This window comes from Pseudoalteromonas sp. OOF1S-7, from assembly GCF_022347765.1.
In the GTDB taxonomy this organism is placed as follows: Bacteria; Pseudomonadota; Gammaproteobacteria; order Enterobacterales; family Alteromonadaceae; genus Pseudoalteromonas.
Genome location: NZ_JAKRFZ010000032.1, coordinates 1 through 11,192, shown reverse-complemented (window position 1 = coordinate 11,192; position 11,192 = coordinate 1). Strand labels below are relative to the sequence as shown.

Here is an 11,192-nt window from a genome sequence, read left to right as displayed (position 1 = left end):
GAACTCAATCTGTACGAGTGCCCACACAGATGATTGCTTCATATTTTTAAAGAACATAATCCGGTTACCCGGTGCGACTCAATGTCGCTGCGCTGTTAGCGCTGAGGGTTGTGCATTCTAATCACTTTCCTCTTTTTGTCAACACTCAGATTTAAAAGAAATAAAACTAAGTTTTATATGACCATCAACATGTTGTTTAGCGTTTTGTTTGCTGTCCGCCGTGTCGATGGATGCGCATTATAGGGAGATTCGAATTCAGCGCAAGCGCTTTTTATGATTTTCTTGAATTAATTTTTTACCCAATATGTCCTCACAATTGCCACACAAGTTACTCACAAAAACCTGTGGATAAGACAATAATACTTAGAGTTGAAAGCCGTCATGTGCTAAATTACGCCACCTTATTTACCCGTTCTGCTATATCTATAATAAGGGTCGTAATCCAATGGCTGACTTTTTTAACACAATAAGCGGCTTGCTGTGGGGTCATATACTTATATACCTATTAATTGCAGCAGGTGTTTTCTTTACCCTCCGACTGGGTTTCATTCAGTTCACTCAATTCCCGTATATGATTAAGGTCATGGCAAACAGCCGAAGTGGCGCCAAAGACGGTATCTCCTCCTTCCAGGCGTTTTGTACCTCTCTCGCCGCGCGGGTTGGTACCGGTAACATGGCAGGTGTTGCCGTTGCGCTTTACCTGGGCGGACCCGGTGCTATTTTTTGGATGTGGCTAATCGCCCTCATTGGTATGGCAACCAGTTTTGCAGAAAGCGCCCTGGCTCAGCTATATAAAACCAAAGACGATGATGGCAACTTCCGAGGTGGTCCTGCTTATTATATGGAGTATGGCCTGAATAAACGTTGGATGGGCGTGCTCTTCTCTTTATGTCTGATCCTGGCATTTGGCTTAGTGTTTAATGCCGTGCAAGCAAACTCAATTGCAGCAGCATTCGAAGTCGCCTTTGATGTACCTAAATATGTAATGGGTCTTCTGTTAGTCTGTGGCTCTGCTTTCATTATCTTTGGTGGCCTTAAAACCATTGCCCGCTTTGCGGAGCTGGCAGTGCCTTTCATGGCAATCGCTTACTTGTTACTGGCAATTATTGTCTGCGCTATGAATGCAAGCCAATTACCCGACGTCTTTATGTTGGTCATCAACAGCGCATTTGGTTTTGAACAAGCTGCGGGCGGCGCATTCGGTTATGCTGTGATGCAGGCGATGATCCAGGGGATAAAGCGTGGGTTGTTCTCCAATGAAGCCGGTATGGGTAGTGCAGCAAATGCCGCAGCAAGTGCAACGCCTAATCCGAATCACCCAGCTTCACAAGGCTACGTCCAGATGCTGGGCGTATTTGTTGATACTATTGTTATCTGTAGTGCCACAGCGGCACTTATTCTGTTATCGAACCAGCTCGTCCCAGAATCTGGCGTAACAGGTATTCAGCTAACACAGGCAGCACTGGTTGAGCATGTGGGTGACTGGGGCGCAATTTTTGTTGCCATCGCCATTTTGTTCTTTGCCTTTACTTCTATTGTTGCAAACTATAGCTATGCAGAAACCAACCTGTTGTTCCTTGAGCATAACCATCCCAAAGGCCTGTTTATATTCAGAGCCTGTGTACTGGCTATGGTCATGTTTGGTGCCGTAGGTGAGCTTGGCCTGATCTGGACACTTGCCGATATTTCTATGGGCCTGATGGCAATTGTGAACGTGATTGCGCTGTTTATGTTGTCAGGCATTGTTATCTGGCTTGCCAAAGACTACCGTACCCAACTAAAACAAGGCAAAACCCCCGTTTTTGATCCTTCACAAAAACCTGAAGTATTAAAAACCCTGCCTAAGGGTATCTGGCACAAGTAATCTGTAAAGGAGGTAGTCACCCGGCTGCCTCCCCTTTATCATTCTTCTGTAAGTAAACTGCTCAACAAACCTCCACGCAAACCCATTAAGTACAAATAACATCCATTTGAAACAATTACTTATTGCCTTTCATCAAAAAATCATTATAGTGAAACCCAAGTCGGCATATAGCGCAGCTTGGTAGCGCACTGTCATGGGGTGTCAGGGGTCGCAGGTTCAAATCCTGCTATGCCGACCATTCTTTTCTCGCTCCAGTCAAATACTTATATTTCATTATCTTCATCTTCAAAAGCTTCGTGCCACAACAACGCCACAATTAAAAGTCAAAACCTGTTATTTCATATATTTGTTTTCTTTACGCATTATTGTCATTCGCAAGCATACTGTTATTGCTCAGTACAATTTTATCGACGGAGCAGACACGATCCTGAGATAAAGCGAACTGGATGCATTCAAAGACATGTCGCGCAGTCAGATGCATATGGTCAGTGTGCGAACGAGGCTGATCCCAGTGCGCTCCATTGAGCGCAGATGGATTGTCGAAGTTGGGCGGATAAATACTGATCACTCTTATACCCTGCCCCATTAACCGATACCGAAGCCGATCTGCAAATGTGGACTGTGCAGCTTTTGCAGCGCTAAAAGCTTCACTGGCAACTGAGCGTGGGTTGTTTTCGAGACTGGCGGTGCTATTTATAAACAGAATGTCTGGTGAAGCTGAGCGCTGTAAAAGTGGTAGGAATTTTTGCGTCATCAAAATACTGCCTGTCGCTGTAGAATTGATAGTTTCGACAATCTGTTCTTCGGATACCTCTAATATTGAGCCAGACAACCAGAATGAGGCATTGTTGATCAAAATGTCGACTTCAGCCGTGAGTGCTTCAACTTCCTGTGCAAACAGCGCAATCTCACCAGGCTTGGTCACATCGACCTGAAACGGCGAGACTTTGGCACAGGGAACCGCTTCGATTACCTGCCGGGCTGTCGCTTTCGCTTTGGTAAGCGTTCTGGCCGACAGAAATAACTCAGCACCCAGCCTGGCAAACAATATAGACAGCGTAAGCCCAAAGTCTGGACTGGCTCCTGTAATCACAACTTTCTTGTTTTCAAAACGCATATTTAACTTTCCTGGTAAAATGGCTATTTGCTTCACAACACGGTAAGACTTAACCGATGTCAATCATGAAGTCAGTTAGCTGTATTTTAAAGCTTTCTGACAAGCCATGTTTACCACACGCCAAGCCCATTTCCAATTCAGTTAACTTCACTCGGGAAAGTTACCAGTGTATTCATAACCCCTGGCCTTTGCTTTTTTGTACAAAGGGCGTCCCTTTGAAACCCTTATGTTTAATTAATGTTCAAACAAACAGCTCTGGTGTTGCCTTTCCAATAAAAATCATTATAGTGGCAACCAAGTCGGCATATAGCGCAGCTTGGTAGCGCACTGTCATGGGGTGTCAGGGGTCGCAGGTTCAAATCCTGCTATGCCGACCATTCTTCTCCCCCTTTTTTCTACTCTTATTTTCACTTAGTCCTTCAGTATTTTCAGCGACTTCCATGTCGTTTCTCTTAACGCAACTCTCTAACATCAGACTCTTGATGCATTAATCTGACCGCGATACTTTTCATGGCGCTGCCCGATTTAGTGTCCAGTCCCCGATTCATCAGAATAATAAACCCATTTTTGTTGTTTGGATCAAAGTACATGGCTGCGAATACACCAGGATCCGAGCCCATATGTCCTATCAACCCCATGCTGTTGTCGCGCCAGAAGAAACGTTGACCTTTTGATACAGTTTCGGGTACCTGGATCGATATCATTTGCTGAAATATTGCAGCTGACAGAAGTGGCTCGCCGGTTATAGTTTGGTTTTTTAACAGCTGGGTCAGGAACAGGCTGAGTTCTTTGATACTGGTGCGGACCCCACCGTCAGGATACTGTGGGTTACCATAGTGAGGCTGTGGCACAAACCGCTTGAATGCAATGGGCGGATTAAAGTACTCGTTAATCACATAATTCAATTTAGGTGATTCGAAATCTCCACATACAGGCGTATAGGGAATGCAGGATTCCACTTCATAAGGCACTGCTATTTCTGCAAATGGGAGGCCTTCTAATCGCCAGCGGGTGTTGTCCATTCCCAGTGGTTTAAACAAATGATCTATGCTGTACTGCGCCAGGCTTTCACCCGTGGTTGTCTCGACCAGATAACCCGCCAGAGCAGAAGCCAGGTTGCTATACTTGCGATGAGTGCCTGGTTGATGGTCCAGATAATATGCCCCTTGCTCATACAGATGCCCCCCGGGTGTCAGTAATGACTTCAAGTGCGCTTCCAAGGTCGTTTCAGGATCCCGATTTGCCGTGAAGCTGTTTACATCATAGTAATCTGCAATCCCGGAGGTATGTGTCACCAAATGCCTGAGTGTAATCGTCTCATTCTCTCGTTTGGGGTTATCAACCTTAAACGGTAAATAGTCGTTAATATCCCGGTCGAGATCTAGTTTTCCCTGCTCTACCAACTGAAGCAGCACCACGCCCATAATGGGTTTGCTGATTGAAGCGATATTAAACAAGGTGTCTTGTGTCACCGGCCTGTTTTGCGCTACATCCGCAAAGCCAAAGGTATGAAGTGTGGCTTCACCATTGTCAATTTTGGCAATCGCCAGTCCTGGGATGGCCGCTTCTTCCATAACAGCCTTGATGTATGCGTTAAACGTCTTCTTGTCCCGGCTGATGGCTTCTTGTTTTGGTAATAAAATCCAGAACACAGGCAATAGTAAAATCGCGATAAACAACTTTTTCAAAGATTTTCTCCGATTTAAAATCGCATACAGGAGCAAAATACAGACCAAAATTTATATCATTGAATTTTAATAACATTTTAAAATGGAAGCCACAGGGGATTATGCATGTTAGTTGTTCTGGCTAACTTTTAGCTAGTTTGACACTCAATATGTATCAAGCTTATGGCCATTGCTACCCATGCCCTTACACGCTACTTAAACTTTGACTATCATTAAAAGAACGGTCGTGCTATAAATATATGCAACATAGCAGTGAGTAGTGTATGAGCAAAGGCAAACAAACCCGCGATAACATTTTAAATGTGGCCTTTACGCTGGCCAGTGAGAGTGGTCTGGAAAGTCTGACGATTGGTGAGCTGGCTAAACAGTGCGGTATGTCTAAAAGCGGTTTGTTCGCACACTTTAACTCAAAAGAGAACCTGCAGGCGGCAGTTGTTGATTTTGCCAACGATATTTTTTTACAACGCGTTATTGTGCCTGCTCGGGCGGATAACTGCCGTAGCTATGAAGAGAAGATAAAGGCGCTGTTACATCACTGGTTAAACTGGAATCAATCATTCCAGGGTAGCTGTATGTTCCTGGACGCCTGGCGAGAAAAATGTGCCGACGAATCTGCCGCTCAGCGAGTGCTCAAGCAAGGCATTGAAAATTGGCTAACCTATTTGCAAATCCAGATAGGTAAAGGCATTGAGAACAACGAGTTTCGGGCTGATCTGGCACCGGAGCAAGCCACTTTTGAGTTATATGGCATGTATTTGAGTGCCCACCTGTATCATTCAATGCATGGACAGGAAGAAAGCACACAGCGGTTCTGGCATGGCGTAGAGCGCCAGATACAGAGCTGGAAGTAATTGTTTAAGCTATCCGGTAGTTTAGACTAAACAGGATAAACCCCAGGCTGAACACCTTCAGCCTTTTTTTGAACGCATTAATAGCACGACCGTTCGTTTTAAAGTTAACTGGCTATGGTGTTTTTCGTGGAGAAAGAGAAATGAGTGACAAGATTTACTTTAAATCAGACAGCAAATTTAACTTCAAAAAGCATATGCTTAATGTAATGACCCGTGCGCACCACAGAATAGCGCCTGGACATGCCGAAAAGACTGCAACTAAGCTGCTCCTTACGCCGGTCAGGGCTAAGCCCAAGCATGCCGCACCAAATGAAATGGTTGAGGGCAGTATTTCTTCAAAAGAAGGCTTACTAAAAACCTACCAGATTGGCAGTGGTCCGGTTTGGGTGTTAACCCACGGCTGGTCTGGCAGTGCCAATCAGTTCTTTCCTCTGATGCAGCACATCGCTCAGCAAGGCTACACAGCACTGGCCTTTGACCACCCAGCCCATGGCAACAGTGAAGGCTCGGTCGGTCACCTGCCTGCCTTTGTATACGGACTTGAAGCTGTACTCGACAGCACAGAGCATGTTGAAGGTGTTATCGCCCACAGTATGGGCTGTGCCGCTGCGATTGAATGTAAGCACCCAAAACTTGCCGACAAACCGCTGCTACTAATTGCACCCGTGCTGGATTATGTCAGCAATTTGTTTGGCAGTATTGAGCGTTCGGGTTATTCAATGCGGCTGTTTCGCTCCGTCGTCAGCAAGGTCGAAAATGAATACAACTACCCAATGACGTCTGTTGACCCGTTTGAGAAATTAAAAAACAAAAATGCACACTGTGTGATCGTGCATGATCAGCATGACCGGTTTGCGCAATTTGCAGTGTCTAAACAGGCCGCCACACAAATGTGCCGGGTTAAACTCATAGAAACTCAGGGTCTGGGGCATGGCAGGATATTGCAAAGCCAGCAAGCAAAAGACGCGTTCAATACGCTGATAATTTAACGACTTTTGTTTATTTGAGTGGTCTGTTGTTGAGCTACAATAAAGTCAGATAACCTACCCCAGCACTATTTGATAGTGCCTGAATATGGGCGATAAATACAGGCTGTTTTAAAAATGGCTCACCGTTTTGCCCGGCCTGAGGCCGGGCAAAACAAGCATTGTTAACAAATATAGGCCGTTGGGCAAAATGCAGGGGCCGTGTAACACGCACCGTAGTCTTTACTGTAAGCACTTGCGCCACCAGCAATGTCTTTGGTTTGCTGCGCATTTAAATTGTTATCTGTGCTCAGCGTTTTTAATTTAACCTTTTTCAGTTTCATGTTGTTTCCTGTTGTATTTCTCTATTGTTTAATCGAATGGTGATGACGGCACGCTTGTATGGCTATGCTCATCGGTTAAACAATGTGCTGAAATTAGCAACAAAAAACAAGGCAACCTAGGTGATTTTTCGACCTTACTTTTTAGGTACTTGTTTTTTATCTTATTTATTCTATTGAAATTTTATCACGCAATCTTAAATGACAGCGCTAGACTTGTGTACTATGAGCGCAGTCAGATTGTGTCTATATTTACAAGCAAAGATACCGGCTAGTCAGTCAAAGAGCGTTTTAAAATAGTCCCACAGCCCTAAAGATTCATCCGCAAAAATATCTATTCCCAGCCAGGATTTAAGCAAATAGAGAATAACGAGTACCAGACCCACCAAGATCACGCCCACTATCAGTAGGCTTATCAGGAACATAATGGCCGCTGTGAGCCGCTCTGTATTGCTCAGGCTGCGTTTATTCACGCCGCCCAGGAACACAATATAGAAACTCCAGGGCAAAAATGGCATCACCAGTGTTGGCCTGAAATCAATAGCATGGTCGTTCCAGCCGCGAGTATTAATGGCTTTATGCAAGGCTTTACGCTGTTTATAGCTAAAGCTCGCCGCAATCTCAGGCTCCATCTTACTCAGCAGCTGCTTAACATGAGTATACTCTTGATTTGAGCGGTTCTGCGTCATTTAGCCTCCTTATCCGTCGCTTTGGGGTTACCTTGATTAGACGTGAGTAATTAAGTATAGAACCGAAGCAAGCGCGTTTGGACACGCTCAGCGCTATGGGCAAGTGTTCTGTTTAGTTTAGACGTAGACGAGGCGCTAGCAATAATTATGCAACTCTATTCGTTGTCATATTTTGGAGATTTACTTTTGAGTAATACTCGGCTCGCAGGTGCCCGGGGTAACGGAGTTATTGCTAAATTATACCCCACTTAAAATTGATCTTAGTCACCGAAATAGCTACCCATTTCATATAAAATCACTACATTGAAGCGGCTACTTACTACATGTTAGTACTAGCCGTTTTTTATCATACAATAGAAATAAAATAGGGAATTATTATGAAAAAGCACCTACTACTTCTTTCCTTGGTCAGCTCATACAGCTACGCCACACCGCAATATATTGACCTTAAGGAAGATACGATTCTGGATGGACAGTTAGACGCCGGGTATACAATGTCCAGCTCTGAATTACTGAGAGTACAAGAAGATTTTTTACTCAAATCTGACAACAGTGTGATTAAGGGCCAATACCTTCACAATGATAATATGATCGAGTTCACCGCAACTGATGGTGATATCAAGAAACATTATCTTGGCAAGCTCATGTCTAATGGGTTATATCAGGGTACCTGGTATAACAATAACCTAGAATCTGGCGACTTCCAGCTGATGTTGCAATCGGCTACAGGTGCTGATGGTCAGTCTTGTGACGAAGTAAAAATAAAAGATCCAATGGCGCAATCAGGGATCCACACAGTTGAGCTTACTCAAGATGGGATCCCAACTTCTGTAGCCGTTTACTGCAATATGGAAATTGCTCAAGGTGGGTGGACACTGGTTAACACCCGTGAAAAGAATGGCGGTGCATCCCACACTCGCACTCAGGAACTCACAGATCCAACAACTCAAAAAAACCACTATATTGATGTGGGTGTCTGGCAAGCACTAAAATCGAATGCCACGGAGATCATGATAACGGACGGCAACAACGACAATTATGTTGTGTTTGATCTTGCACAGCTGGATACTGCAAATTGTCAGGTGTTAGTAGACGATTTAGCAAACACGCCTGTTTTTCACTCTGAGCCCGGATGTACCTATACAGGCTCTGATTACACCTATCTAAGCAATCCAAATAACGGAACTTATTTCACAACAGTTACTATCTATAATCTCGATTTTAAACCCACGGAACGCAACGGTAAATACGGCACTGCGACGAGTGGTAAAATGTTCTACGCACCAGAAAACATACAAATCTATGTAAGATAAGCTATTTCAATTTTAACGTGTGGGCAGTGACTGCAGTCCACACTTTCTCCTGCTGACATTAACATCACCTTTGAATGTTTCATTTACGACGTAAACCACGCTTTTTTAGGCGCGGCCATTGCCAAACTCGCCTGTGTCAAGATTTCCTGATGCAGATTTCTCCTGTGCATTTCTCCTGATGTGCATTTCTCCTGACACCCAGAAGATTTCCCCTGAGATTACCTCTGATGGATTACCTGATTACCTCAGACACCTACCTGATTACCTCAGACACCCATTCCAACGCTAGCAAGTAATGCTGCAGATCCGGTTTCGACTTCCTTCGCTCTTCGCTTAGAAACATCTGCATTGTGTAGATTACCCCAGACATCCATTCCAAAACTAGCAAGTGATGTTTCAAATCCGGTTCCGTCTTCCTTTGCTCTTCGCTTAAGATGGATTACCTCAGAGATGGATTACCTCAGACATATATGGACGCTCCAGCGATGTCAAGCCGAGAAGGCCTGCGAGATAGCGCATTTTCGTTATCTCGTTCGTTATTTTACCCGCTTTGCCATGCCTGATGTTTGGTCCAGTCCGCTATAAATGTGTTGCTCTGACATATATCCGGGCTTAACTGATTGTTCAGCGCCCCAAATGAGTTCCGAGCCTGCACACCCTAAAATTAATACACCCACTCGGTCTGTAACGACCGTGCCGTCGTCGGGTTTTACACAGGCAGGGTTGGACCTTTTGTCATCGTACTTTGGCAAACAGATAAGCGGTTGTCAGTGGCTCACTACACCCACACGGGTTCAATGACCCTTGTCTGCTCCGAGCTCACCTGACAACCTAAACCTTGATACATTGTGTCGCCCCCGATTGTGTATATTGTGGCTGATACGGCTCATTTTTCTGTAGTAGTATCCACATCAACCTGGCCAGCCGGTGGGCAGTGGCCACAATGGTTTTATTTATACCAATTCGCTCTTTCAAGGTGCTGATCCAGCGATTTAAATCGTCGTCTTTTTTATGTGCATGCGTGACCACAGTACGCGCACCGTGGATTAATTGCTTGCGCAGGTATCTGTCCCCTCGCTTGGTGATATGGCTCAGAACGCTTTTATCGGCGGAAGCATATTGTCTGGGCGTGAGCCCTAACCAGACACCAAACTCTTTGGCACTGTTAAATGCCTGGCCTTTATCTATGAGAAAAACGGCGCTCTCTGAGCGCCGATTATGGCTGGGTGTCAATAATTCAAAGCTTTATTAAACCAAGGCCACGTCATTAGCCCCACTTGCTTTGAGTAACCATTCCAATGAACCAATTGCTGTTGGCCAATCTCTGACAACAATCACCAGCTCAAAAAGATCGTCGTTTAATCGATTGCTTGACCACCAATACCAAGTTCTTTGTTCTGGTTCCAGCCAATATAACCAATCATCAAGGCTCCAATCTTGTTCGTTTTCCATTTTTTCTTGCTCTTCAGGGCTAAGTAAACGCCATTTGCTTAAATATTCTTCTAACTCATCAGAGCTAAGCTCACGTCCACAGCATTGAACAAACCAGCTAGGTAGAGCATTAGTCCATTTAATATATTGAAAACATTTACCTTTTGTGCATGAAAGCAATGTCAACATTACTTCCTTAGCTCTATCTAGTACTTGAGCAGCATCACCATTGCACCTCACTCTCAGCTTAATTTTCAATAATCCGCAAGTATCAATACCGTCCAAGGTATTATTTTTAATATGAAGATATTCATCATCAAGTATATTCATTACTCAACCTTTCCTGTACCTTGTAATATTGCATATTTCAACAAATCAATCTGCCTGTTCTTCAATCCGATTTGATTATTCGCCTTAGTTGGATCAACTTTTATAGGCAAATTTGGAAATCTTTTCGATAAACGTTCAGGGACAGCTAAACTTTTCACTTGCTCGGCGTAATCACTAGCTACCTGAAATGATTTCATCTTTGTATCAGAAAAACCTTGCGCTAATCTTTGCTGCAAAAAAGCCTCAGCTCTATTTCTATCGCCAAAATTAAGAAACAGCATAGCATGTCCCTTTATGGACACTTCTCCAGCTGAATTTATAAATAACCTTTGGTTACCTGAACCTTCCACGCGATAAACAGTCTCACTTCCCTCTGAATTAACCTTTGATCTAATTAAGACTTTGAGAGTGGATATTTAGCAGACATATATGGACGCTCCAGCGATGTCAAGCCGAGTAGGTCTGCAAGATAGCGAATTTTCGTTATCTCGTTCGTTATTTTACCCGCTTTGCCATGCCTGATGTTTGGTCCAGTCCGCTATAAATGTGTTGCTCTGACATATATCCGGGCTTAACTGATTGTTCAGCGCCCCAAATGAGTTC

The 11,192-nt window shown here is 44.3% G+C and carries 10 protein-coding genes, 2 tRNA genes and 1 pseudogene; 6 read left to right on the top strand and 7 right to left on the bottom strand.

Annotated features, from left to right (window positions below):
• Positions 1 to 445 precede the first annotated feature (445 nt).
• Entirely contained in the window at positions 446 to 1,864 is a 1,419-nt protein-coding gene (locus MHN33_RS23565; protein WP_239401899.1) for a sodium:alanine symporter family protein, read from the top strand.
• A 161-nt stretch (positions 1,865 to 2,025) separates the two neighbouring features.
• A tRNA-Pro gene (locus MHN33_RS23560) sits at positions 2,026 to 2,102 on the top strand.
• Positions 2,103 to 2,219: 117 nt separating this feature from the next.
• On the opposite strand, the gene MHN33_RS23555 is transcribed toward MHN33_RS23560, so the two are convergent.
• The gene (locus tag MHN33_RS23555) at positions 2,220 to 2,981 is read right to left on the bottom strand and encodes an SDR family oxidoreductase (protein ID WP_239401897.1); all 762 of its coding nucleotides are present in this window, start codon (positions 2,979 to 2,981) and stop codon (positions 2,220 to 2,222) included.
• Positions 2,982 to 3,281: 300 nt separating this feature from the next.
• On the opposite strand from MHN33_RS23555, the gene MHN33_RS23550 reads away from it, so the two are divergent.
• Positions 3,282 to 3,358: transfer RNA gene (locus tag MHN33_RS23550), tRNA-Pro, on the top strand.
• Positions 3,359 to 3,433: 75 nt separating this feature from the next.
• Here the strand turns inward: MHN33_RS23550 and MHN33_RS23545 are convergent.
• Positions 3,434 to 4,669 (bottom strand): serine hydrolase domain-containing protein, encoded by a 1,236-nt coding sequence (locus MHN33_RS23545; protein WP_239401895.1) that lies wholly within the window; start codon positions 4,667 to 4,669, stop codon positions 3,434 to 3,436.
• Positions 4,670 to 4,932: 263 nt separating this feature from the next.
• Here MHN33_RS23545 and MHN33_RS23540 point away from each other — a divergent pair, with 263 nt between their 5' ends.
• Both MHN33_RS23540 and MHN33_RS23535 read left to right on the top strand, forming a co-directional pair.
• Positions 4,933 to 5,520, top strand: coding sequence for a TetR/AcrR family transcriptional regulator (locus MHN33_RS23540; RefSeq protein ID WP_239401893.1), 588 nt, complete (start codon positions 4,933 to 4,935; stop codon positions 5,518 to 5,520).
• Positions 5,521 to 5,660: 140 nt separating this feature from the next.
• Complete coding sequence (locus MHN33_RS23535; RefSeq protein ID WP_239401891.1) at positions 5,661 to 6,509, top strand: alpha/beta hydrolase; 849 nt, start codon at positions 5,661 to 5,663, stop codon at positions 6,507 to 6,509.
• 161 nt (positions 6,510 to 6,670) lie between these two features.
• On the opposite strand, the gene MHN33_RS23530 is transcribed toward MHN33_RS23535, so the two are convergent.
• Entirely contained in the window at positions 6,671 to 6,829 is a 159-nt protein-coding gene (locus tag MHN33_RS23530; protein WP_156158749.1) for a hypothetical protein, read from the bottom strand.
• A 272-nt stretch (positions 6,830 to 7,101) separates the two neighbouring features.
• Positions 7,102 to 7,515 (bottom strand): hypothetical protein, encoded by a 414-nt coding sequence (locus MHN33_RS23525; RefSeq protein WP_239401889.1) that lies wholly within the window; start codon positions 7,513 to 7,515, stop codon positions 7,102 to 7,104.
• A gap of 377 nt (positions 7,516 to 7,892) precedes the next feature.
• Between MHN33_RS23525 and MHN33_RS23520 the strand changes: the two genes are divergently transcribed.
• On the top strand, positions 7,893 to 8,828 hold the full coding sequence (locus tag MHN33_RS23520; protein WP_239401887.1) for a fibrinogen-like YCDxxxxGGGW domain-containing protein: 936 nt from the start codon (positions 7,893 to 7,895) through the stop codon (positions 8,826 to 8,828).
• Between the two features lie 831 nt (positions 8,829 to 9,659).
• Here MHN33_RS23520 and MHN33_RS23515 read toward each other — a convergent pair.
• The 3 genes and pseudogenes from MHN33_RS23515 to MHN33_RS23505 form a co-directional block, all read right to left on the bottom strand.
• Positions 9,660 to 10,007, bottom strand: a pseudogene (locus MHN33_RS23515) (transposase); the annotation flags it as partial.
• Between the two features lie 69 nt (positions 10,008 to 10,076).
• Complete coding sequence (locus MHN33_RS23510; RefSeq protein ID WP_239401885.1) at positions 10,077 to 10,589, bottom strand: hypothetical protein; 513 nt, start codon at positions 10,587 to 10,589, stop codon at positions 10,077 to 10,079.
• Entirely contained in the window at positions 10,589 to 10,870 is a 282-nt protein-coding gene (locus tag MHN33_RS23505) for a hypothetical protein (protein ID WP_239401883.1), read from the bottom strand. The genes MHN33_RS23510 and MHN33_RS23505 overlap by 1 nt, the downstream gene beginning before the upstream one ends.
• Positions 10,871 to 11,192: the final 322 nt, after the last annotated feature.

What these genes read in the sequence shown, in the direction of transcription:
- MHN33_RS23565 (WP_239401899.1), top strand. Translation starts at nt 446, where the DNA reads ATGGCTGACTTTTTTAACACAATAAGCGGCTTGCTGTGGGGTCATATA.
- MHN33_RS23555 (WP_239401897.1), bottom strand. Translation starts at nt 2,981, where the DNA reads ATGCGTTTTGAAAACAAGAAAGTTGTGATTACAGGAGCCAGTCCAGAC.
- MHN33_RS23540 (WP_239401893.1), top strand. Translation starts at nt 4,933, where the DNA reads ATGAGCAAAGGCAAACAAACCCGCGATAACATTTTAAATGTGGCCTTT.
- MHN33_RS23535 (WP_239401891.1), top strand. Translation starts at nt 5,661, where the DNA reads ATGAGTGACAAGATTTACTTTAAATCAGACAGCAAATTTAACTTCAAA.
- MHN33_RS23530 (WP_156158749.1), bottom strand. Translation starts at nt 6,829, where the DNA reads ATGAAACTGAAAAAGGTTAAATTAAAAACGCTGAGCACAGATAACAAT.
- MHN33_RS23525 (WP_239401889.1), bottom strand. Translation starts at nt 7,515, where the DNA reads ATGACGCAGAACCGCTCAAATCAAGAGTATACTCATGTTAAGCAGCTG.
- MHN33_RS23520 (WP_239401887.1), top strand. Translation starts at nt 7,893, where the DNA reads ATGAAAAAGCACCTACTACTTCTTTCCTTGGTCAGCTCATACAGCTAC.
- MHN33_RS23510 (WP_239401885.1), bottom strand. Translation starts at nt 10,589, where the DNA reads ATGAATATACTTGATGATGAATATCTTCATATTAAAAATAATACCTTG.
- MHN33_RS23505 (WP_239401883.1), bottom strand. Translation starts at nt 10,870, where the DNA reads ATGCTGTTTCTTAATTTTGGCGATAGAAATAGAGCTGAGGCTTTTTTG.